Origin of the sequence: Denitrobacterium detoxificans (assembly GCF_001643775.1) — a bacterium.
In the GTDB taxonomy this organism is placed as follows: Bacteria; Actinomycetota; Coriobacteriia; order Coriobacteriales; family Eggerthellaceae; genus Denitrobacterium; species Denitrobacterium detoxificans.
The window spans coordinates 891,120-913,339 of the sequence record NZ_CP011402.1 but is presented as its reverse complement, the minus strand read 5'-3'; the positions used below and the strand labels follow the sequence as shown (position 1 = coordinate 913,339).

Genomic DNA, 22,220 nt, shown 5'->3' with positions numbered 1-22,220 from the left:
GTTAGGAACACGTATGCGCATAGGCTTTGATAACGACAAGTACATCGAACTTCAGGCAAACCACATCCGCGAACGCATTGCCCAATTCGACGGCAAGCTGTACCTGGAATTCGGCGGCAAGCTCTTCGACGACTACCATGCGAGCCGCGTACTTCCCGGATTCGAGCCCGACTCGAAGATCCGCATGCTCAAGAGCATGATGGACGACGTCGAGATCATCATCGCCATCAACGCCAACGACATCGAGAAGAACAAGATCCGCGGCGACTTGGGCATCGGCTACGACGATGACGTGCTGCGTCTGCTCGACGTCTTTTCCAGCATGGGATTCATGGTGGGCGGCGTGGTCATCACGCGCTACACCGGCCAGCCTTCCGCGGAAGCATTCCGCACCCGCCTGGCTGCTCTGGGCGTGCGCAGCTGCCTGCACTACCCCATCGCGAACTATCCCACCGATATCGAGGGCATCGTAAGCGACAACGGCTTCGGCAAGAACGAGTTCATGGAAACGACGCGTCCCCTCGTAGTGGTTACGGCCCCCGGCCCCGGTTCGGGCAAGATGGCCACCTGCCTCTCGCAGATCTACCACGAGCACAAGCGCGGCGTGAAGGCCGGCTATGCCAAGTACGAGACGTTCCCCATCTGGAACCTGCCGCTGCGTCACCCCGTGAACATTGCCTACGAAGCCGCTACGGTCGACCTCGACGACGCCAACGCCATCGACCCCTTCCACCTGGAGGCTTATGGCGAATCCACCGTCAACTACAACCGCGACATCGAAGTCTTCCCCGTGCTGAAGGCGCTCATGGAGCGCATCATGGGCGAAAGCCCCTACCAGAGCCCCACCGACATGGGCGTGAACATGGCCGGCCTGGGCATTTCCGACGACGAGATCGTTCGCGAAGCCGCCAAGCGCGAAATCCTGCGCCGCTACTTCCACACCTCGGTTGCCGTGAAGCAGGGCAAGGCGGAAAGCATACAGATCGAAAAGCTGCGCCTGCTCATGAACCAGGCGGGCGTAAACGAAGCCGACTTCGAAGTTCGCACGAAGGCTCTGCTGAAGGCCGAGGCCACGGGTGGCCCCGCGGGCGCCATCGAAATGCCCGACGGCCACATCCTCACGGGCAAGACGAGCGATCTTCTGGGTGCCGCATCGGCAACGCTCATGAACGCGCTCAAGTACGCTGCGGGCATCGGCGACATCGACGTCATCAGCGATACGGCCATTCACCCCATCTGCCACCTGAAGACGCAGCACCTGGGCAGCCGCAACCCGCGCCTGCATTCCGACGAAACGCTGCTGGCGCTTTCCGTGAGCACGACGACGAATCCCATTGCCGAGGAGCTCATGAAACACACCGACGCCCTGCGCGGTTGCGACGCGTTCTTCAGCGTCATCATCTCCGAAGCCGACGAGCGCCTGTACAAGAAGCTCGGCATCAACGTATGCTGTGAACCGCGCTACGAGCTGAGCACGTACTACCACAAATAAGCGTCACGCCATGTCAAACGCCGAAGAGCGTCCTGTCATCTTGCAGGGCGCTCTTTTTTTGCGCAATGAACGCTAGCCAAACACCCAGCCCGTGGGGCTCAGATACATGAAATGCAGCAGGGCAAGGAAGCCATAGGCAGAAACGAGTACCCAGAACAGCATATCGGCGAACCATCGCGGCACGCGCGACATGCCCTTGTCCATAAGCGGATAGACGTACCACACGATCAGCGTGGCGGCTATGGAATACACGAGCGAATTCTGCAGGCAAATCTGCCCCATGAAATTGAAGGGCATGTTGCGATAATCCCATAGATGGTAGTCGGCATTCGCCGTAATGCCCGTGGTGAAGTCGATGGCAGTACACGAAAGCGCGATGAGCACGAAGCTCAGCGGCAGCGCTATGGCCACGCGGCCACCCGTACGCTTCATGAGCCATTCCTTGAAGGGATGCAGGATCACGACGACCAATGCAATGGCGATGCCCTCGGCAGAAAACGGATACAGCCATTGCTCCCAAAGCATCGCATTGCTCAAATCGTAGTCGCCCATGAAGACACCCGCGGCAATGAGCTGGCAAAACAGCATTTCCGCCCAATGCCCCAGGAACGAGAAGGCCACGAAGTAGATGGCAAGGTCACGCCAGAACGGCCACTTCCGCATGCGATGGCGCACGGGAACGGCGGCGGTGAGGAACTTCTCGACCTGGGTAACGCTGCGCAAGCGCACGACGAGCGTTGCCCGCACGCGGCTGGACACCGCCACATACGATGCCGCCGATACGTATATCAGCAGCTGAAAGGTCACAATGGCGAGCATGGGAATCACGCCAATGGAGGTGACCACCTCGTTGCCCGCGCCAAGGTAGAACTCGTCGACGAGCATCAGAATGCACGTAAGAAGCGAGGTAACCACGATGAACGGCCCGCCAAAGGCAGCGCGCCTGGAAATAAACCAAACGGATAGCATGGAGGAAATAACGGCGAACACCGAGCGAAAGAGCGAAAGGTCGTAATCGAACTCGGCAGGATTCAGGATAGCCGCATTCGCGAAGGCAAGCAGGAGCTCCAAGACGAACAGGGCACGCACGATCTGCAGGCCAGGGCCCAGCGGCGGCAGAGCCTGACGGCGCGAGCCATTTGGCGCGGCATGCTTCATTCGAACCCCCTCTCACGAGCGCATAGTGCCAGTGTATCCCGCATGCCCAGCCGGTAGCTCGGGCGCGGGCATCGGGAAGGCAATTGTTACCTGCCGAATGCTCTTTGTGCGCGTATCATGCGCGCACGCGATGGAAGGCAACTTGTGCGAGCCATGGAAACGCCCCCGTGCCGCACCCATTTCGCCGTGCAGCACGGAACAACACGCTACACTGGCACCATGGAAACCCCGAAGACATACGACATCGCCGTACGCGCCACCCTGAACCAATACGACAAGGCAGCCAGAGAGCTTGCCGAGCACCTGGGCGTGCCCTACCTTGCTCCCAACGCATCGGAAACGCCTGCCGCCACGCTCCTGACCATCGACGAGGCGGGCATGGCGCTCGTTTCCGATGGAATGACCATGCGTGTCGACCTGAGCCATCTGGCCCGCCGCCTGCACCCCAGCAAGGTTCACTGCGAGCTGCTCGTACGCGCGGCGAAGCTGAAGGGCGTCACGGACCCAGTGGCGCTTGACGCGACCGCTGGCCTGGGCGAAGACGCCATGCTGCTTGCCGCAGCAGGGTTCACGGTATATGCCTACGAGGCAAACCCCATCATCGCCGCCCTGCTCGCCGACACCATCGCACGTGCGGCGAAAGACCCCGCATGCGCACAGGCGGCAGAGCGCATGCACGTCATCGAAGGTGATAGCATTCAGGCGCTTGCGGAAGGCAGGCATGCGCCCGATGTGGTCTACCTGGATCCCATGTTTCCCGAGCGCACGAAAAGCGCTGCCGTAAAGAAGAAGTTCCAGCTGCTTCATCATCTGGAACGCCCCTGCGAGAACCAGGACGAGCTGCTGCAAGCCGCACTGGCGTCACATCCTCGCAAGGTGGTCATCAAGCGCCCCGTCAAGGGGCCATACCTGGCAGATCGCAAGCCAAGCTATTCCCTAGCGGGAAAGGCCGTGCGCTACGATTGCATCGCCTTGCCAAGCGTAGTCGCGGAATAGGCCATTAGGTACTCGTTGAGCGCATGCGTGCGGCCGTCGGCGCGAAAGCACGCTACGTCGACCTCTTGCACGCGGGCCGTGTGCTCCCTTAGCAATGCCACATCCCCGTCGTCGAAGCTATGGCAGTAGCGATATGCACCCGGGCGCCCCTGCCAGCCAATAATCCAATCGCCTGGCTCCAAGTCGGCAAAATCAAACGAACCCCCTTGCAGGGACAATGCTGTCTGAGCCTGCTCATGCGCAATGCGCGCCTTGGCCGCAAGCCCCGCATCGTCCATGAACCGCCACAGGGAAACCGCCAAGGCCCCCTTGGGCGCACGCGCCCTCAAAAGCGCATCCGCGAGCATGTCCCTGTTGGCAGCCCCGGGCACGTGATGGAAGAAGCCAAAGCAAGCCACGATGTCGAAGGCGCCCGCAGGAACGCCCAGCCACGCATCCGTCTGCGCAGCCTGGCCCAAAAGCGCCTGCACGATATCGATGCAATGGTATTCGATGGCAACGCCTTCCAGCCCATCCTCGCGCACGAGCTGGGGGCACGAATCAAGCGCCGTCACGCGTAGGTCCGCTTCGGGAAACGCCTCCCTCAGGTATCGCTCGAAACGCAGCGTGCCACATGCCACGTCGAGAACGCGCAGCGGAACCTCGCCCGAAAGACGCGGGTCACCTTCGCCCCAGCACGCACGCAGCTGCTGGGCGCACCGAACCCACCCTGCCCAAGCCGAGCGGCGCGTCGATGCAAACGAATCGGCATGGGCGGCGTAGAAGGCATTGTTAAGGCTGGCAAGCGCTACCGCAGTGTCATTCCTCACGAACGCACCTCGCAACAAGCAGCGGCAAGCATGCCCTTGCATTCATGCAGCATGCAGGCCCCACCTAATCGTAGTCAGGGTACACGCGGGCGCCCGACTCGTCGACGCTCACGATGACGCCGTCGACATCGCGCACGAACTTCGAGAGCTTCGAATAGCCAAAGTCCTTCACGTTGAAATCGGGATACGCCTCGTAGACCATATCGCCAATCTTGCTCAAGCTCACGCCGTCCGTCTTCCCCTTGCGCACCTCGTCGACGATGAACGACGAAACTTCGCCACGCAGGCTATCGGCATCCCGCAGGGCCACGAGCACCACGTTATGTCGCCGTTCCAACTGCAGATTCGGGAAGCTTTCCAGGAACTTCGACAGCTGGCTGTACCCGAAGGCGCGTACGTCGAAATCGGGATAGATATCCACCAGACGACTGCCGATTTCAGCCAACGAAATCTGCGTGCCCTTGCCGCTATACTCATTGATGATGTCGACAATGGCCGACGACGTCTCCTTCAGGCTGACGCCATTTTCCTCGAGGGAATGAACTTCGGATGCGGCTGTCTCGGCATCTTCCTGGCCCTGGCTGATGACCTCGAGCGCAGTGAACACCGTACAGGCATTACGGAACGAGCGGGGCGTCTTCTGCTCGCCCATGCCCACCACCGTCATGCCGGCATCGCGCAGGCGGCTCGCCAGGCGCGTGAAATCGCTATCGCTGGAAACGATGCAGAACCCCTGGACCTTGCCTTCGTAGAGGATATCCATGGCATCGATGATGAGAAACGAATCGGTGGCGTTCTTGCCCTTGGTGTTGGCGAACTGCTGCATGGGAGTAAGCGAATACTCTGCCAGCACGTCCTTCCACTTCCCCATCTGGCTGCTCGTCCAGTCGCCGTAGATGCGACGATACGTAACCTGGCCATGACGGCTGGTCAGCTCGTTCATGATGGCCTGGATGTACTTTGCTGAAATGTTGTCGGAATCGATGAGAAGCGCAAACGACTTACGGTCTTCCATGGGCCAGCCCCTATCATGCATCGCGCCGCGAATTTCTAATCACCTCGCATTCTAGCGCATCGCGGCACGTCATATGAACGCCTGCGCAATTGCCCATTGCACGTCGATATCAAGTGCGGAACGCGGCAGGCAAGCGCAGGTCGATGCGGGTAGAATAGGGGCATGGAAAATCCTTTCGACAACAACGAGCACGGCAAGCAGGCCATTCGCGTCATCGGCATCCTGGAAGATGCCGGGCTCGAAGCATGGCTCGTGGGCGGCTGCGTGCGCGACGCCCTCCTGGGCCGCCCCGTGCACGACTTCGACATTGCCTGCAATGCGCTCTGGAGCGAAACGCAAGCGGTGCTCGAGGCCAGCGGAATCCACACCGTGGAAACCGGCATAGCGCACGGCACGCTCACGGCCGTCAGCAAGGGCACGCCCTTGGAAATCACCACGTACCGCATCGACGGAGCGTACACCGATGGCCGTCATCCCGATTCCGTGCAATTCACCCGCTCCATCCAGGAAGACCTGGCACGGCGTGATTTCACCATCAACGCCATGGCCTGGCACCCCACGCGAGGACTACTCGATCCGTTCAACGGGCAGGCAGACCTCCACGCACGAACGCTACGTGCCGTGGGCGAGCCGGAAAAGCGGTTCATGGAAGACGCCCTGCGCATCCTGCGAGGCGTTCGATTCGCAAGCCAGCTTGGCTTCGCCATAGACCAGGAAACCGCATCGGGCATGCGCGCGCAGGCTTCCAACCTGGACCTCATCGCAACCGAACGCATAGCCCATGAACTCGAAGGGCTGCTATGCGGCAAGCACGTGCATGGTGCGCTCATGGCATACGCCGACGTCATTGGCCGCGTCATTCCCGAAATCACGCCCATGATTGGGTTCGACCAGAAAACGAAATACCACATCTACGACGTATGGGAGCACACCGCCTACGCCGTGCAGTACGCCACGCCCGAACCACTTACGCGTTGGGCGACGCTCTTTCACGATATCGGCAAGCCAAGCACGTTCACGATCGACGAGGAAGGCATCGGGCATTTCTATGGCCACGCTCACGAGGGCATTCCCCCTGCAAAACGCGCGATGAAGCGTCTGAAGATGAGCCCCTCGTTCATCGAGCGCGTAGCCATGCTCGTGCGCTACCACGATTGTCCAACCATCCCCGAGCCGAAATACGTGAAGCGACTCCTGCGCAAGCTCGACGGAGACCCCGATCTGCTACGCGCACTCTGCAGCGTGAAACGCGCCGATTCGCTCTCGCACGCCCCCGCATACCGCTCGGGCGTTGCCCATGCGCAGGCCATCGAAGATTGCCTCGACCTCATCCTTAGGGAAAGCCAGCCCTTCACGGTGGCAGCGCTCGATATAAGCGGAAAAGACCTGCTGGCAATGGGCATGCCGCAAGGACCCCACATTGGCGCGGCATTGAACGCCATGCTCGAGGCAGTCATGGACGAAACGCTCCCTAACGAACGCGCTGCCCTCCTGCGGTTCGCGCGCGAATGGTGGAGCAAACGTGAAACCGAGATAAAGCAAGCGTAGAAAAGCAACCGCTAAGCGCACTTAAAAGCTCTCATTCCCTTCGCAAGCGATAGAATACGGGCAATCAAGCGAAACGTCGGAAGGAGGGCATGGTGAATCCGCAACCCATCGAGGAAATCAGACCGCGCATCTGGCGCGTTCAGGTTCCCCTGCCCGACAACCCCCTCCGTTTTCTGAACTCCTACTTCATCCTGGGAGATGACAAGACGACCATCGTAGACGTGGGCTTCGATAACCAGGAGTGCTCCGATACGCTCGATGCAGCACTGGCGTACTTCGGGCGCAGCTGGGATACCGTAGAGGTCATCCTCACGCATTCCCACCCCGATCACACAGGCTGCCTCGACCGCTTGTGGACGCCTGGCATGACCATTCACGCGAACATGCATTCCTTCCAGGAGGTCAGCGACAACCTGGCCATGGAAGCCGAGATCATCGAACCCGTCCTCGAGCACATCGTTGGAGAAAAGGTTGGCCTTGCGGGCGGCAGCGGCGGCCGCGACGGATCGCGCACCGTGCTCACCAGCGAACTGCTCCCCCTGAAGAAGCGTCCGAACTTTCATTTTCTGGACGATGGCGACGAATTCGAGGCCGCCGGGTACACGTTCCGCGTAGTTGCCACGCCGGGGCATGACAACTGGCACATCTGCCTCTACGAGCCCACCGCTCGTTTGCTCATTGCGGGCGATACCGTACTCGAGCGCATCACGCCCACGGTATCCACGTGGCTGACCTCGCGCGACAACCTAGGCGATTTCCTTTCCAGCTTGCACAAGCTGGGAAATCTTGATATCGACCTTGCCCTCGCCGGACACGGAGAGCCCTTCGAGCAGGTGCATGAGCGCCTGGCGTTCCTGCTGAATCATCACGCGCAACGCCTCGAGGAAATCGACGGGCTGGTTGCCGAAGGGTATTCCACGCTTGCGGACATCGCGCGCAATTGCGCCTGGAAGCACGCCAACTGGGATGCCTGGTCGCTTCAGCAGAAGTACTTTTCGCTGGGCGAGACCCTAGCGCACCTGGTGCACCTGATGCAAAACGAGCACGTTGCCTGCACCATCTGCGGTAACGACATGCGCTTCACATCGATGGCGCATTCGTAGCCCAACCGGGAAGCTCGCTACGCCCGTTCCTGGAGCAACGCGCGGGCATGTTCCATGCTCATGCTACTCACATCGCCCGAAAGCATGCGTGCGATTTCGCGCACGCGATTGGTATCACTCACAAGCTCGAGCTGGGTAGCAGGTTCGCTTCCACCCGTTTTGCTCACCACGTAATGACAGGTACCCGCTACCGCCACCTGGGCCAAATGCGTAACGACGATGACTTGGTGCGTTTTCGAAAGGTCGACCAGAACGTCGGCCAAGGCGCGCGCGGCGCTGCCACCTACCCCAGCATCGACCTCGTCGAACACAAGCGTTTCCACGTCGTCGCGCGACCCCATGACCACCTTGATGGCAAGCATGACGCGGCTCGTCTCGCCACCCGAGGCAATCTTTCCCAAGGGACGGGCGCTCATGTGCGCGCCCGGTTTGAAGAGGAATTCCACGGCATCGGGACCCTGGGCCGTCCACGATTCGCGCGGCAATTGGACAACGCTGCATTCCAACGCGGCACCATTCATTTCCAAACGCCCCATCTGCGCGGAAACCGCCTCGGCGAACTGAGGAGCGGCGCTGGCACGGGCATCGTGCAGCTCACGAGCCGCACAGGCCAACGCTTCTTCCGCCGCCTGGACTTCCGCCTGCGCTTCCCGCAGGCGCTCGTCGAGGGAATCGTAGGCCGCAAGCGCCTGCAGGGCATTCTCACGCGCCTCGAAGACCTGTTCCATGCCAGGACCCCACGTGCGCATGAGCCCCTGCAGCTCGCCAAGGCGTTCCTGCATTTCCGCCAGGTTCACGGGCGAATATTCCAAGTCGTCGCGATAGGCACGCGTGTCGCGCGAAACATCCTCGATAACATAGCTGGCTTCGCGCAGGCTAGCCGCCAAGGCCCCCAGATCCTCGTCGACGCCCGAGACACGCTCTAGAAGGCCCGCGGCCTGCGAGAGCGCATCGAGTGCCCCGCCATCGCCCGAAAGGGCCTGGTACGCCCCCGAGACGGACATCATAAGCTGTTCGGCGTTCTCGGCACGCGGAACGCTAGCCAGAAGCTCTTCGTACTCGCCAGGCGTGGGGTTCACCTCGCCAATGCGCGTCACCACGTAGCGCGCCTGGTCCACTTCCTCGCTGCTCATGTTCCCCGCCTCGCGCACCGCCTGCAAGGCGCTGGCAGCCTCGGCCGCCGCACGCCAAGCCTGCGCATACGCTTCCATGGGCTGAGAAAGCGAAGAGCCCATCCAGGCATCGAGCATCTTGCGATGATTGGCAGCCACGCGCAAGCGCTGATGCTCGTGCTGCCCGCACAGATCGACGCTGGCGCCCACCGTCTGCGCAAGCTGCTGCACGCTGGAAATGGAGCCATCGACGTGCACTCTGCTTCGACCATCGGCGGAAAGGGTACGGCTTACCACCACGCCCTCCGCATCATTCGACGACGGCGTATAAAAGCGCCCCTCGACCGACAAGGAACTGGCGCCTTCCCGAACCATATGGGCATCGGCGCGTTCGCCCACCAGTAGCTTCAACGCCGACAGCAGGGCCGTTTTGCCGGCACCCGTTTCGCCCGTAACCACCGTAAGGCCCTGGGCGGGCGAAAGGGTGGCCTCCTGGATGAGGGCAACATTCTTCACATGCAGTTCGTCGATCATAGACTTGCCTTTTCTAAGAGATAGAACACGAACAAGTGTACCATGTTTTGCATATCGTATAATACTGCTTTGAAATCGAACGAAACACGAAAGGGCATGGAAATCCAAGCGCACGCGATGTGCCCAACTTCACGCCCCAACCGAACGCAACAGGCTTTACCAGGAAAAATATGATCTTCTACTTCACCGCAACCGGAAACTCCCTCGACGCAGCCTATACCATCGCCGAGGCCACGAACGACCGCATCGCAAGCATTGGCCATGCCACGAAGGAAGAGGCGTACGGCTTCGAGGTGGAGCAAGGAGAACCCCTGGGGTTCGTCTTTCCCGTGTACATGTTTTCCACGCCCCGCATCGTAGACGAGTTCCTGCGCAACGTGCGCTTCATCACGCCGAATGGCAATCCGTTCGTTCCTGGGTATTGCTATTGCGTGGTAACATGCGCGGCTCTCGTGGGCACCACGCCCAAGCAATTCGAACGCATGCTGCGGAAATACCAGAACATCAGGCTCGATGCCTCCTATTCCGTACGCAACGTGAGCAGCTGCATCTACCTTACGAGTCCTGGTTCTCGCGCGTCGCAAACGCGCAAGCAGGAGGAGGCGCACAGAAATGCCCGCACCATCGCACGAAGCGTCAGCAGCATGAAGTTCGGGCATTTCGAAGCGCGCAACCCCCTGGGCTCGGCGTTCTCGGCAGTTACTGGCAAAGAGGGAAAGCACTTCTCCACAGACAAGTTCCTCGTGGACACGAACGCCTGCCTACACTGCGGCACCTGCGTGGAAATGTGCCCCACCAACACCATTCGCCTGGATAACGGATACCCCGTATGGATAGAAGGCAATTGCACGCAATGCCTGGCATGCCTGCAGCGCTGCCCCGTTCACGCCATTCAGTTTGGCACGTCGACCCAGCACAGGCCACGCTACCTGCATCCCATCTTGCAGCGTCACCAATATATGAACGAAGCGATTGCGCGCACGCTCGACATGCAGGTACCCGAACCGGAAGCACCTGTCTACAGCGCGTTCGAGCAGAGCGAAACCCAGGAAGCAAATCCGGAAGAGACTCCGTCGCCCCACGATGAACAGAAAGAACAGTGCGAAAAAGAGAACCTAGCGACCGAGCTGGGAGCGGATGGCGCTGGCGATACCGTTGGCACCGATGCCAAGGCGGTCGAATAGTTCGTCGACCGGGCCCTGCTCAACGAATTCGTCGGGCAGACCCATAACGCGCACGGGAGTGGAAAGCCCCTGACGGGCCATAGACTCGAGCACAGCCGAACCAGCACCACCACACACGGTGCCCTCTTCCACGGTAAGAACGAAACCCGTAGCGGCGGCGTCGCGAACCGCCTCATCATCGACGGGCTTCACCCAGCGCATATCGACCACGCGCACGGAAATGCCTTCTTCGGCCAGCATGGAAGCCGCGGCTTGCGCATACTTGACCATATGCCCAAATGCCAAAATGGCAGCATCGGAACCCTGACGCACCACAACGCCCTTCCCCACGGGCCAAGATTGGGGCTCTTCGGGCAAGGCAACGCCTTCGGCCTCGCCGCGCGGGTAACGCAGCGCAACGGGACCCGTAAGCTCGAGCGCCGTATGCAACGCATTAACCAATTCGGCCTCGTTGGAAGGCGCCATAAGGCGCATATGGGGAATCATGCGCAAATACGCCATATCGAACACGCCATTGTGCGTGGGACCATCGCTGCCAACCAGGCCAGCGCGATCAATGGCAAATACCACATGGCGCTTGGCCAGGGCATTGTCGATGATGATCTGGTCGATGGAACGCTGGAGGAACGTTGAGTAGATAGCCACAACGGGAACCTTGCCCGCCGCTGCCAAGCCACTCGCCATACCGACTGCATGCTCTTCGGTAATACCCGTATCGATGAAACGATCGGGGAACTCGGAAGAGAACGGGTCGAGGCCAGTACCGTCCTTCATGGCCGCCGTAATGGCCACGATGTCCTTGTTCTTGCGCGCTTCATTCACCAACGCGCTACCAAATACGCTCGTGTACTTGGGATTCGCATTCGGGTTCTTGTGCACCTTGCCCGTGGCGATATCATAGGGCCCCACGCCATGGAAAAGCTCGGGGTTCTTGCGAGCGGGGGCATATCCAATACCCTTCTTGGTAACCACGTGCACCAACACGGGGCCATTACTCTGGAGCGCCACGTTGAACATTTCGCGCAGCTGATGCAGATTATGGCCATCAACAGGCGGCGTGCAGGTAATACCCAGCTGCTCGAAGAGCATTGCTTTGGGGATGACCAGGTGCTTTACCGAATCCTTCATATTGCGGCCCAAGTTCAGCATGCCCTGCGTCACATTGCCGCCGTCTTCCATGGCGCCCTGCACGGCATCGCGCGTCTGACGGTAGCGTGCCGAAGCGCGCAGATAGCCAAAATGGCGCACGAGCGCGCCAACGGGACGCGAAATGGACATGGCGTTGTCGTTGAGCACGATAACGATAGGAAGCTGCTCTTGGCCAATGTGGTTGAGCGCTTCGAAGGCCATACCGCCTGCAAGCGATGCATCGCCAATAACGGAGACGATCTTGCGAGAATCGCCATTGAGCTTGGAGGCATAGGCCAGGCCCATGGCAACGGAAAGGCTATCCGACGCATGACCCGAAGGATGCGCATCGTATTCGCTTTCCAGGGGATTGGGGAATCCGGTTATGCCATCGAGTTTGCGCAGCGTGTTGAACCGGGAAAGGCGCCCCGTAAGGAGCTTGTGGGCATACGCCTGATGGCCCACATCGAACACGATGCGGTCTTCGGGACAATTCAGAAGCGAATGGAGTGCCACGATGATTTCCACGGCGCCCAGGCTAGAGGCCAAGTGACCGCCATTCGTGGAGGTGACGGAAACGATTTCCTCGCGAATTTCCTTGCAGAGGATGGAAAGCTCCGGTTCAGAAAGCAGCTTAATATCGCTAGGATTTGAAATCATATCGATAATTCGATGCTTGTCTTCCACGCTTCCCCTTCCATTCAACGTCACTGAGTACCGTAGCACGCTAAAACTCGCTTTACCAGCAAGCGTTAGGTTACGGCTTACAGCGAACGCTCTCCGTCGCTCGCAACGGATTCTTCGATTCCGGGGGCGCCAACCTCGTCACCTTCCGGCGCGCCACCCTGGGCAATACCCTCTTCCAGCAATGAAGAGGCCTGCATGCCAAGTTGAACCGCTTCCTCGAACAGAGAAAGCGCATCATCCAGGGGCATGTCGTCATCTTCGACAGCCGCCTGGATTTCCTTCAAACGCGTATTGATGCTCTCGAATGAGGGATTTTCGCTTTCGGACATGCGCGTAAGCTTCCTACTGCTCGTCGTCCGAAGAAGGCTCTTCTTCGGCTGCGGCGATAACGCCTTCGGGCATTACGTCACGATGCAGCGAAAGGTCTTCGTCGACCTCGGGCACGTCGTCGGAAAGGCCCTGATCGCGTGCGATGCGGCCCAGAACGCCATTCACGAAGCGCGAGGAATCGTCTTCGCCGCCAAATTCCTTGGCCAGCTCGACTGCCTCGTTGATGCATACGGAAACGGGCACATCGGTTTCATGCAGCATCTCGTAGACCGCCATGCGCATGATGGAACGGTCGACGAGCGGCATGCGCTCGAGGGACCAGTTCGAAGAAGCCTCGTCGAGAAGCTTGTCGATGCGCACGCGATGCGCAGCTACGCCACGAAGCAGCTCGATGGCATACGGGGGAAGCGTGCCGCCCTCGGGCAGGGCATCACCCTTATCGGCGATTTCCCATGCGGGAACGCCGGTAATTTCACTTTGATACAGAACCTGCACCGCCATGCGACGGGACAGAATACGTTCATGACGTTTTTTCATGCTATACAACCACGTCTATTCGAAACGAATGCCGTCGATGAAGACATCGACGTTAGAAACATTAATACCCACCTGCGTATTCACGGCGTCGGCAACGGCAACGCGAATACGGTTGGCGAGCTCGGGCAGGACCTGGCCAAAGTACACTTCCACGCGAACGCTTACGGAAATGGTACCGGCTTCGGTAGCCTGAACCTCGATGCCCTGGGTGCTGGGCTTCTGCTGAATGGCCGAAAGCAGGCCGCTGGTGGTGGAAGGTGCGCCAACGCTGGCAACGCCTTCGACATCCTTCAGCGCGATGGCGATGATGGTTTCCACCACGCCTTCGGCGAGAGCCATGCCCTCAATATTCAAGTCTGACATGTTTAATCCCCCATCTCGGTTTCAATGAAATCGGTATAGGCATTGCCCTCCACGAACGCCGGAACGTTTAGCACCGACTGGTGGAAGGAAATCGTAGTGTTGACGCCCTCGATCTTGAACTCATCGAGCGCACGCTTGCCGCGGGCAATGGCCTCGGAGCGCGTAGAGCCCCATACGATGAGCTTCGCGATAAGGGAATCGTAGTACGGGCTAATGCGGGAACCCTGCTCGAGATAGCTTTCCACGCGCACGCCAGGACCAGCGGGAAGCGTGAACTTCGTGATGGTGCCGGGGCTGGGGCGGAAATCATGCTCGGGGTCTTCCGCGTTGATGCGGAACTCGATGGCATGGCCATACGGCGTAAACGGAGCGCGTTCGGCGCACGTCATGGGTTCGCCAGCGGCAATGCGAATCTGCTCCTTGATGATATCGGTGCCCGTAATCTGTTCCGTAACGGGATGCTCTACCTGAACGCGCGTGTTCATTTCCATGAAATAGAACTTGCCGTCCTGATCGAGCAGGAACTCGATGGTGCCCGCAGAGCGATAGTCGACCGCACGCACGGCCTTGATGGCCGCAACGCCCATGGCACGACGCGTCTCGGCGTCGAGCGCGGGGCTGGGAGCCTCTTCCAGGAGCTTCTGATGACGACGCTGGATGGAGCAATCGCGCTCGCACAGGGCAACGCGGTTGCCGAAGTCGTCGGCGAGGATCTGAATTTCCACGTGACGCGGGCGAAGCACCAGTTTTTCCAGGTAAACATCGTCGTTCGCGAAAGCCGCCTTCGCTTCGGACTTGGCAGCCAGGAACTGGCTTTCCAGGTCTTCGGCCTTGTGGACTTCGCGCATGCCCTTGCCGCCACCGCCAGCGCTGGCCTTGATGAGCACGGGATAGCCCACGCGCTCGGCGAAGGCGCGAGCCTCTTCAACCGTTTCCACGGTGCCATCGCTACCAGGAACGGTGGGCACGCCGCAGCGCTTCATGGTGTCACGAGCAACCGACTTGTTGCCCATGCTCTCGATGCACTCGGGAGAAGGGCCAATCCACACAATGTCGTTGTCGGCGCATGCACGGGCGAAATCAGCGTTCTCGGACAGGAAGCCATAACCCGGATGAATGGCCTGCGCGCCGGTGTTCTTCGCAGCGGCAATGACATTCGCCATAACCAGGTAGCTCTTGTTCGCGGGAGCAGGGCCGATGCACACGGCTTCGTCGGCATAGCGAACGGGAAGCGTGTCTTTATCTTCGGTGGAATACACCGCAACCGTTTTGACGCCCAACTCGCGGCAAGCGCGCATGACGCGCAGCGCCACTTCCCCGCGATTGGCGATGAGGATTTTATCGAACATTATGCGTTCTCCGGACCGGTAGCGTCGTTTGCATTGTGGGGCTCGATGTAGAAGAGCACCGTGCCAAACTCAACGGGCGTGGCGTCTTCCAGGCAGACCTCGCGAATGGTGCCCATCTGCTCGGCGCCAATTTCGTTCATGAGCTTCATGGCCTCGATGATGCACAGCGTCTGGTTGGCTGCGACTTCGTCGCCCACGGTAACGAAGGGCGGCTGGTCGGGCGCGGGAGCAACGTAGAACGTGCCCACCATGGGAGCCGTAACGGGAACCCACGAAGCGGGACGGTTCGACTCGGCCGCGGGAGCGGAAGCCGGGGCAGCTGCGGGAGCGGGAGCCGGGGCAGCCGCGGGAGCAGCAGGCGCGGCAGCAACGGCTGCGGCGGGAGCAGCAGCCTGCATGGCGCTGGGCATGCGGACGGCGATACGAGCGCCTTCCTCTTCAACGACGATTTCGCCTACGCCGCTTTCCTCGGCAACGCGAACCAGCTCGCGAATCTGATTGATATCCACGTAATCTTCCTCCTTGGTTTCGCTCGACTCCTCTTCCATCAGGAATTCGACCGATTTCGATGTACGGTGCTTGCTCAGGTACGTACGCGCTTCGTTCGGGAACATGGCGTACATGAGAACGTCTTCTTCGCTCTGTGCCAGATCGCCTATTTCCTCTTCGAGCTCGGCGAACGTGGTGGTGACCAAAGAGCCAGGTGCAACGCTGGGATCGAGGCGCTCGGCGGCACCCACGACCTTCTTCACGATAGCGGGATCCATGGGGCCGGGAGCCTTGCCATAGTAGCCGCAGATGTAGTCCTTCATTTCCTTGGAGACGATGCCCCAGCGCTTGCCCGTAAGCACGTTGAACACGGCCTGCGTGCCAACGATCTGGCTCATGGGCGTAACGAGCGGCGGATAGCCAACCTCGGCGCGCACCTTGGGGATTTCCTCCATGACATCGGGCAGGCGGTCGAGCGCGTTCTGCGTCTTCAGCTGGGAGACGAGGTTGCTCATCATGCCGCCGGGCACCTGATGGCTGTAGACCTTCATGTGAATGAGGCTGGATACGCCACGCTTGTAATGGCTGCGCTCGCGCACCTGCTCCCAGTATTCGGCGATTTCGAACAGCAGGTCGAGGTTGAAGCCGGTGTCGTAGCGGCTTTCCTGCATAGCAGCGGCGATCATCTCAACCGCGGGCTGGCTGTTACCGAACGCGAGCGGCGCCGTGGCCGTGTCGACGATGGCCGCGCCAGCTTCGGCAGCCTTGATGTAGTTCGCGGGAGCCATGCCGCCAACGTAGTGGCAATGCACGTGCACGGGCAGGCCGATTTCGGCATTCAGGGCGCGTACCATGCGTTCCGTGCGATACGGCGTGAGCATGCCGGCCATGTCCTTGATGGCGATGGAGTCGGCACCCAGGTCCTTCAGCTGCTGAGCGTATTCCAAGTAGCTATCGAGCGTATGGACGGGGCTCATGGTGTAGCTGATGGCACCCTCGAAGTGACCGCCACATGCCTTGATGGCATCGGCGTTGTCGACCACATTGCGAATGTCGTTCAGCGCGTCGAACACGCGGAAGATATCGATGCCGTTGCGCTTTGCCGCAGCGATGAAGCGCATGCAGACTTCACGCGAGTAGTGCTTGTAGCCAACGAGATTCTGGCCGCGCGAGAGCATGGACAGACGCGTATTGGGCGTTTTGGCCTTGATCGATCGCAGACGCTCCCACGGATCTTCGTCGAGGAAGCGAAGGCAGGAATCGAACGTGGCGCCGCCCCACGCCTCGATGGCCCAGTATCCCACTTCATCCATCTTGGGAAGAATGGGAAGCATATCGCCAACGGGCATGCGCGTAGCCCACAGGCTCTGCTGGCCATCGCGTATGGTGGTATCCATGATCTGAAGCTTGGGCATATGTGCAAACCTCCTAGGTTTCGAACTCAATATTATAGATAGACGCGCAGTTCGATACTCTTACGCGGGTAATTTCATGGACAAGGTACACAAACTGTGTGCATGGCGGCATTGGGCACTACCCCACCGAATGCTGCATACGAAAAACGGGCTGGAAGCTTATGCCCCAACCCGTTTCGGACATAAAGCGGGTATGAGCTATAGAGCAGCTGAAACCCCCTCAGCATCCTTGCCGGGGATGTAGTCCTTGCCGTCCTTGTTCCACTGAACGTATTCCGCCGTGGCCGTGAAGAGCGCGTCGGAAGAAGAGTTCAGGGCAGTTTCGCAAGAGTCCTGCACCACGCCGATAATGAAGCCAATGCCCACCATCTGCATGGCGATGTCGCCGCCAATGCCCAGAAGCGAGCAAGCCACGGGGATGAGCAGCAGGCTACCGCCAGCGACGCCGGAAGCACCGCATGCGGAAACGGCTGCGAGCACGCACAGGATGACGGCCGTGAGGAAGTCGACCTGAACGCCCATGGTCTGGGCGGCAGCCATGGCCATGACGGTAATGGTCACGCAAGCACCAGCCATGTTGATGGTAGCGCCCAGCGGAATGGACACGGAATAGTTGTCGGGATCGAGGCCAAGCTTACGGCAGAGCTCCATGTTCACGGGGATGTTTGCCGCGGAGCTACGCGTGAAGAACGCGGTGATGGCCGAGTCGCGCAGGCAGCGAAATACCAGCGGATACGGGTTCTTGCGGATGTTGACCCAGACCATAAGCGGGTTCGTGACGAATGCGATGAAGAGCATGCAGCCCACGAGCACCAGCAGCAAATCGCGATACTCGTTGAAGATGCTGAGGCCACTGGTGGAAACGGCATCGTACACCAAGCCCAAAACGCCGAACGGAGCGAACGAGATGATGATGCGCACCACGCGGGAAACGGCTTCGGCGATGTCGGCGAACAGGTTCTTGGTGCCATCGGAAGCGGCGCGCAGCGCCACGCCAAGAAGCACGGCCCAGCAGAGGATGCCCAGGTAGTTCGCTTCCGTAAGCGAGCCCACGGGGTTGGACACTACGCTGACCAGCAAGTTGGAGAGCACTTCGCCCACGCCAGAGGGCGCCGTCTTCGTGGCGGCCTCCACGCCTTCGAGCGTAACGTGCAGGGGGAAGATGTACGTTGCAAGCACGGCAACAACGCCAGCAATGAACGTGCTTACCAGGTACAGCACTACGATGCGCTTCATGGCACCCACACGGTTCGCGTTGCACAATGCGCTGATGATCAGGAAGAAAACGAGAATGGGGGCAATCGCCTTCAAGGCAGACACGAACAACGTGCCAAGCAACGCGATCCATTCTGAATTCGGAATGACAAGTGCGAGAATGGTACCCACGGCCAAACCGCAAACGATTCGCAGAATGAGACTCCACGAATTCCAAGTATCCCAGATCTTTTTCACGGTGGTTCCTCTCGTTAGACTATCTAACTATTTTCACTCTATTAGGCTGTAGTGGCAAGAGGGTTTACCCAAATAAAAAGGCGGGCGGCCCCATAAGGAACCGCCCGCCGCGTCATGCAGTGTAATGCGAACTAGACACGCTTTACGAAACGACCGTCGCGCGTGTCGATCTGAACGACTTCACCCACGTTGATGTACATGGGAACGTTCACCACGGCGCCCGTTTCGAGCGTAGCGGGCTTCGTGCCACCCTGAACCGTGTCGCCCTTGAAGCCGGGGTCGGTCTCGGTAATTTCGAGTTCAACGAACATCTGCGGAGAGATGCTGATGAGCTCTTCGCCGGCGTACTGCAGGGTGACTTCGTCGTTTTCCTTGAGCCACTTGGCGTTGTCGCCGATGACGTCGGTGGGGATGCTCATCTGCTCGTAGGAAACGGGATCCATGAAGTAGTAATCGGCGCCGTCGTTGTACAGGTACTGCATCTTGCGCTCTTCCAGGCGAACGCTATCGAACTTCGTTCCACTGTTGAACGTGTATTCAACCACGCGACCGGAACGGATATCGCGAAGCTTCGTGCGCACGAACGCACCACCCTTGCCGGGCTTCACATGCTGGAACTCGGCGATGGTCCAGAGCTTGTTGTTGTATTCGATGCAGATGCCGTTCTTGAAGTCTGCGGTGGAGATTGCCATATCGGATTACCCTTCTTGTCTTCTTTGCAAGATAACCGCTAGATTATAACTAAATCGTGCGTAGATTGTGTAAATACCCTAAAACCATCATGGGTAACCAAGCCGAAGTCCTCGAGGCGCATGCCGAATTCGCCTTCGATGTAGATGCCGGGCTCCACTGTCACGACGTTACCCGCCTCGAGGGGCTTATCGTTGCGCGGGCCGAGCACGGGACGCTCGTGAATGTCGATACCCACGCCATGGCCCAGGCCATGCCCCATCGCACCTGCATAGCCGCCTTCGGCAAGCACATCCTCGGCCAGCTGATGCGCCTGCGCACCGGTGACGCCCGGACGAATCATCGCCTCTACCTGCTCGTTGGCGCTTCGCAATACCTCGTAGGCATGCGCGAGCTGCGCGCTGGGCTCGCCCAGAAACACCGTGCGCGTCATGTCGCTGCAATAGCCCAGGGCACGCGCGCCAAAATCCATGACCACGCACTGCCCCGCTTCGAGTCGCGTGTTACCGGGAATGGCATGCGGGCGGGCGCCGTTCGCACCCGTGGCGACGATCGACGAAAAGGCCAGGCCACGGGCCCCGTGGCGCGTCATGTAATCCTCGAGCTCGATTTGCACCATGCGCTCGGTCATGCCCGGCTTCATGAACGAAACGATATGGCTGAAGGCGGCATCGGTTACGGCCTGGGCAGCCATAAGGCGCTCAACCTCGTAACTATCCTTCACCGCGCGCAGGGAAACGCCAAAACCCGACGTTTCAATGAGCGACGGGGCGCTCCCCTGCCATGCGCGCTCCAGAGCGCGAAACTCCAGCAGGGGCATATCGTCCTCGATGGCCACATGGGGCGCATCGGGGTATCTCTGCGCAAGCCAGGCGGCATGTCCCGCGCGCATGTCATCCACTTCCACCTGGGAACCCTGCGCCGCGGCACGGCATGCCGAAGCGTAGCGCGAATCGGTATGCAGCACGCACGAATCGGCCGTAACCACAACGGCATGAGCGCGTTCGTCGTCGAAGACGTCGTCGAATGCCGTGAGCCAGGCAATGTTACTCGTATCACGCAGGAAAAGGACCTCGATGCCCTCTACCTTCATTTTCCTGCGTACGCGCGCCAAGCGAAGGTCGCTCGCGGCACAACTGCGTTTCATGGAGCTCATCCCCCATCTACATTGATAGTGTTATTCCAGCTGGAACCTTATTTCGAGCGAGACCAAGCGTCAAGGTGCTCGCGCAGAATATCCTCTTCCACGGGAAGGACGGACCAGGCGCCTACGTCGCTGGGAATGACGAAGCGAATCTGGCCATCGCGGTTCTTCTTGTCGGAGCGCATGGCATCGATGATCTGGCTAGGCGAAGCGCTGAATGCAAGCGGCTCGAGGCCCAGGCTGTCGAGCAGGGCGTCCTGCTCGTGCACCAGGTCGATGGGAGCATCGGCCAAGGCAACGCCCAAGCGCAGCGCGAAGCGCATGCCCTCGGCCACGGCGGCGCCATGGGAGTACACACCGTACCCCGCAAGCTTCTCGATGGCATGACCCAGCGTATGCCCATAGTTCAGGCACTCGCGCGTACCGGAACGTTCCTGCTCGTCGGCAGCCACCACATCGGCCTTGAACACCACGCTGCGAACGATGGCCTCGTTCACCACCTCGGGGTCGCGCTCGGCCAGGCGCGATGCATTTTCGACGAGCCAGAAGAAGAAATCATCGCCACCTATGACGGCAGATTTGGCAATCTCGCCGCAACCGCACGCCCATTCGCGTTGGTTCAACGTGGCGAGCGTGGAGGTATCGGCGCAAACGTACGCAGGCTGGTAGAACGCTCCCGCCAGGTTCTTCCCCGCCGGCAAGTCGATGGCCGTCTTGCCGCCCACGGAAGAATCGACCATGGCAAGCAGCGAGGTGGGAGCCTGCACGAAGCCAATGCCGCGCATGTACGTAGCTGCGGCAAACCCCGCCAAATCGCCAACGACGCCGCCACCCAATGCAACGACGCACGCAGAACGGTCGAGCCCCCTCTGAGCCATGGCCTGCCAAATCTCGGAAAGGCAGGTAACGCTCTTGCTTTCCTCGCCTGCGGGAATCGTAATGCTCGACGTGCGCAGACCCTCGGCCTTCAAGCTGGAAACGGCAGCATCGAGATAGAGCGGCGCCACATTCGAATCGGTAATGACGAGCGCCTGATGCGCCTGGGGGCACGTGGCACGCACGCGCTGCCCGATGCCCTGCAGAATACCCGCGCCTACGCGAACATCGTATGAGGGCTTATCTGCGAAATTGACGACTACTTTCGTACTGGGCACAGTATGCCCTCCTTAACGAGAATATCCTTCACTTCATAGGCCATGCGACCCGACGTGCGACTAGAGGAATCAACGGTAACGTCGGCCAGCTCTTCGTACAGGGGCACGCGCACCTGGTTGACCGAACGGACGGATTCCATGCTATGAAAGAACGGCCGCGAATCGTGATTGCTGATGCGCTCGGCACTTTCGTCAGCCGTAACGTGCACATAGACGGCAAAGCCACACGTGCGAATGATCTCGCGGCTACGCTCGCCCATGACGATGCCGCCACCGCATGCGATGATGCGAGGTTCACCCTGCACGAATTCCTCGAGCGTTTCGGCTTCCATCTGACGAAAGCCCTCTTCGCCCGCTTGCTCGTAGAGCTCCTTCGCACTCATGCCGTACTTGCGCTCCATGCAGCGATCGGTGTCGGCGCAAATGAGACCGCACTCGCGCGCAAGACGGCGCGCCATGGTGGTCTTGCCCGCCCCCATGAAGCCAATGAGAAACACCGGCCGCGTAAGCGTGTACAACGTGCGTTCCATG

The 22,220-nt window shown here is 59.9% G+C and carries 20 protein-coding genes; 5 read left to right on the top strand and 15 right to left on the bottom strand.

Annotation, left to right across the window (positions count from 1 at the left end):
• Window positions 1-13: 13 nt before the first annotated feature.
• Window positions 14-1,492, top strand: coding sequence for a DUF1846 domain-containing protein (locus AAY81_RS03725; protein WP_066661541.1), 1,479 nt, complete (start codon window positions 14-16; stop codon window positions 1,490-1,492).
• A 72-nt stretch (window positions 1,493-1,564) separates the two neighbouring features.
• On the opposite strand, the gene AAY81_RS03720 is transcribed toward AAY81_RS03725, so the two are convergent.
• The gene (locus AAY81_RS03720; RefSeq protein WP_066661539.1) at window positions 1,565-2,650 is read right to left on the bottom strand and encodes a putative ABC transporter permease; all 1,086 of its coding nucleotides are present in this window, start codon (window positions 2,648-2,650) and stop codon (window positions 1,565-1,567) included.
• Window positions 2,651-2,803: 153 nt separating this feature from the next.
• Here AAY81_RS03720 and AAY81_RS03715 point away from each other — a divergent pair, with 153 nt between their 5' ends.
• Window positions 2,804-3,646, top strand: coding sequence for a class I SAM-dependent methyltransferase (locus AAY81_RS03715; protein WP_240480620.1), 843 nt, complete (start codon window positions 2,804-2,806; stop codon window positions 3,644-3,646).
• Here the strand turns inward: AAY81_RS03715 and AAY81_RS03710 are convergent.
• Complete coding sequence (locus tag AAY81_RS03710; protein ID WP_066661537.1) at window positions 3,607-4,455, bottom strand: class I SAM-dependent methyltransferase; 849 nt, start codon at window positions 4,453-4,455, stop codon at window positions 3,607-3,609. The genes AAY81_RS03715 and AAY81_RS03710 overlap by 40 nt on opposite strands.
• A 64-nt stretch (window positions 4,456-4,519) precedes the next feature.
• Window positions 4,520-5,470, bottom strand: coding sequence for an NYN domain-containing protein (locus AAY81_RS03705; protein WP_066661534.1), 951 nt, complete (start codon window positions 5,468-5,470; stop codon window positions 4,520-4,522).
• A gap of 162 nt (window positions 5,471-5,632) precedes the next feature.
• Between AAY81_RS03705 and AAY81_RS03700 the strand changes: the two genes are divergently transcribed.
• Both AAY81_RS03700 and AAY81_RS03695 read left to right on the top strand, forming a co-directional pair.
• Window positions 5,633-7,018 (top strand): CCA tRNA nucleotidyltransferase, encoded by a 1,386-nt coding sequence (locus tag AAY81_RS03700; protein ID WP_066661532.1) that lies wholly within the window; start codon window positions 5,633-5,635, stop codon window positions 7,016-7,018.
• A gap of 92 nt (window positions 7,019-7,110) precedes the next feature.
• Entirely contained in the window at window positions 7,111-8,121 is a 1,011-nt protein-coding gene (locus AAY81_RS03695; protein ID WP_169815789.1) for an MBL fold metallo-hydrolase, read from the top strand.
• A 17-nt stretch (window positions 8,122-8,138) separates the two neighbouring features.
• Here the strand turns inward: AAY81_RS03695 and recN are convergent, their stop codons facing one another.
• Entirely contained in the window at window positions 8,139-9,767 is a 1,629-nt protein-coding gene (gene recN / locus AAY81_RS03690) for a DNA repair protein RecN (RefSeq protein WP_066661529.1), read from the bottom strand.
• Between the two features lie 170 nt (window positions 9,768-9,937).
• On the opposite strand from recN, the gene AAY81_RS03685 reads away from it, so the two are divergent.
• Window positions 9,938-10,951, top strand: a complete 1,014-nt coding sequence (locus AAY81_RS03685; RefSeq protein ID WP_066661528.1) for an EFR1 family ferrodoxin — start codon at window positions 9,938-9,940, stop codon at window positions 10,949-10,951.
• Here AAY81_RS03685 and dxs read toward each other — a convergent pair.
• The 11 genes from dxs to AAY81_RS03630 form a co-directional block, all read right to left on the bottom strand.
• The gene (dxs, locus tag AAY81_RS03680; protein ID WP_066664913.1) at window positions 10,883-12,739 is read right to left on the bottom strand and encodes a 1-deoxy-D-xylulose-5-phosphate synthase; all 1,857 of its coding nucleotides are present in this window, start codon (window positions 12,737-12,739) and stop codon (window positions 10,883-10,885) included. The genes AAY81_RS03685 and dxs overlap by 69 nt on opposite strands.
• A gap of 104 nt (window positions 12,740-12,843) precedes the next feature.
• On the bottom strand, window positions 12,844-13,095 hold the full coding sequence (locus tag AAY81_RS03675; protein WP_066661527.1) for an exodeoxyribonuclease VII small subunit: 252 nt from the start codon (window positions 13,093-13,095) through the stop codon (window positions 12,844-12,846).
• Between the two features lie 13 nt (window positions 13,096-13,108).
• Window positions 13,109-13,597 (bottom strand): transcription antitermination factor NusB, encoded by a 489-nt coding sequence (gene nusB, locus AAY81_RS03670; protein WP_240480619.1) that lies wholly within the window; start codon window positions 13,595-13,597, stop codon window positions 13,109-13,111.
• Between the two features lie 51 nt (window positions 13,598-13,648).
• Window positions 13,649-13,996 (bottom strand): Asp23/Gls24 family envelope stress response protein, encoded by a 348-nt coding sequence (locus AAY81_RS03665; RefSeq protein ID WP_066661525.1) that lies wholly within the window; start codon window positions 13,994-13,996, stop codon window positions 13,649-13,651.
• Window positions 13,997-13,998: 2 nt separating this feature from the next.
• Entirely contained in the window at window positions 13,999-15,345 is a 1,347-nt protein-coding gene (gene accC, locus AAY81_RS03660) for an acetyl-CoA carboxylase biotin carboxylase subunit (protein ID WP_066661524.1), read from the bottom strand.
• Window positions 15,345-17,249, bottom strand: a complete 1,905-nt coding sequence (gene accB, locus AAY81_RS03655; protein WP_066661521.1) for an acetyl-CoA carboxylase biotin carboxyl carrier protein — start codon at window positions 17,247-17,249, stop codon at window positions 15,345-15,347. Before accB ends, accC begins: the two co-directional genes overlap by 1 nt.
• Window positions 17,250-17,447: 198 nt before the next feature.
• Entirely contained in the window at window positions 17,448-18,701 is a 1,254-nt protein-coding gene (sstT, locus tag AAY81_RS03650; protein WP_066661517.1) for a serine/threonine transporter SstT, read from the bottom strand.
• Window positions 18,702-18,832: 131 nt separating this feature from the next.
• Window positions 18,833-19,393: an elongation factor P gene (gene efp / locus AAY81_RS03645; protein WP_066661508.1), complete on the bottom strand. Its 561-nt coding sequence runs from the start codon at window positions 19,391-19,393 to the stop codon at window positions 18,833-18,835.
• A gap of 38 nt (window positions 19,394-19,431) precedes the next feature.
• Entirely contained in the window at window positions 19,432-20,538 is a 1,107-nt protein-coding gene (locus AAY81_RS03640) for a M24 family metallopeptidase (RefSeq protein WP_066664907.1), read from the bottom strand.
• 47 nt (window positions 20,539-20,585) lie between these two features.
• Window positions 20,586-21,689 (bottom strand): 3-dehydroquinate synthase, encoded by a 1,104-nt coding sequence (gene aroB, locus AAY81_RS03635; protein ID WP_066661505.1) that lies wholly within the window; start codon window positions 21,687-21,689, stop codon window positions 20,586-20,588.
• Entirely contained in the window at window positions 21,671-22,219 is a 549-nt protein-coding gene (locus AAY81_RS03630) for a shikimate kinase (protein ID WP_066661502.1), read from the bottom strand. The genes aroB and AAY81_RS03630 overlap by 19 nt, the downstream gene beginning before the upstream one ends.
• Window position 22,220 lies beyond the last annotated feature (1 nt).

Bases quoted from the DNA above. Each gene is read 5' to 3' on its own strand.
- AAY81_RS03725 (WP_066661541.1), top strand. From the start codon at position 14: ATGCGCATAGGCTTTGATAACGACAAGTACATCGAACTTCAGGCAAAC.
- AAY81_RS03720 (WP_066661539.1), bottom strand. From the start codon at position 2,650: ATGAAGCATGCCGCGCCAAATGGCTCGCGCCGTCAGGCTCTGCCGCCG.
- AAY81_RS03715 (WP_240480620.1), top strand. From the start codon at position 2,804: ATGGAAACGCCCCCGTGCCGCACCCATTTCGCCGTGCAGCACGGAACA.
- AAY81_RS03705 (WP_066661534.1), bottom strand. From the start codon at position 5,470: ATGGAAGACCGTAAGTCGTTTGCGCTTCTCATCGATTCCGACAACATT.
- AAY81_RS03700 (WP_066661532.1), top strand. From the start codon at position 5,633: ATGGAAAATCCTTTCGACAACAACGAGCACGGCAAGCAGGCCATTCGC.
- recN (WP_066661529.1), bottom strand. From the start codon at position 9,767: ATGATCGACGAACTGCATGTGAAGAATGTTGCCCTCATCCAGGAGGCC.
- AAY81_RS03685 (WP_066661528.1), top strand. From the start codon at position 9,938: ATGATCTTCTACTTCACCGCAACCGGAAACTCCCTCGACGCAGCCTAT.
- dxs (WP_066664913.1), bottom strand. From the start codon at position 12,739: ATGATTTCAAATCCTAGCGATATTAAGCTGCTTTCTGAACCGGAGCTT.
- AAY81_RS03675 (WP_066661527.1), bottom strand. From the start codon at position 13,095: ATGTCCGAAAGCGAAAATCCCTCATTCGAGAGCATCAATACGCGTTTG.
- nusB (WP_240480619.1), bottom strand. From the start codon at position 13,597: ATGGCGGTGCAGGTTCTGTATCAAAGTGAAATTACCGGCGTTCCCGCA.
- AAY81_RS03665 (WP_066661525.1), bottom strand. From the start codon at position 13,996: ATGTCAGACTTGAATATTGAGGGCATGGCTCTCGCCGAAGGCGTGGTG.
- accC (WP_066661524.1), bottom strand. From the start codon at position 15,345: ATGTTCGATAAAATCCTCATCGCCAATCGCGGGGAAGTGGCGCTGCGC.
- accB (WP_066661521.1), bottom strand. From the start codon at position 17,249: ATGCCCAAGCTTCAGATCATGGATACCACCATACGCGATGGCCAGCAG.
- efp (WP_066661508.1), bottom strand. From the start codon at position 19,393: ATGGCAATCTCCACCGCAGACTTCAAGAACGGCATCTGCATCGAATAC.
- AAY81_RS03640 (WP_066664907.1), bottom strand. From the start codon at position 20,538: ATGAAACGCAGTTGTGCCGCGAGCGACCTTCGCTTGGCGCGCGTACGC.
- AAY81_RS03630 (WP_066661502.1), bottom strand. From the start codon at position 22,219: ATGGAACGCACGTTGTACACGCTTACGCGGCCGGTGTTTCTCATTGGC.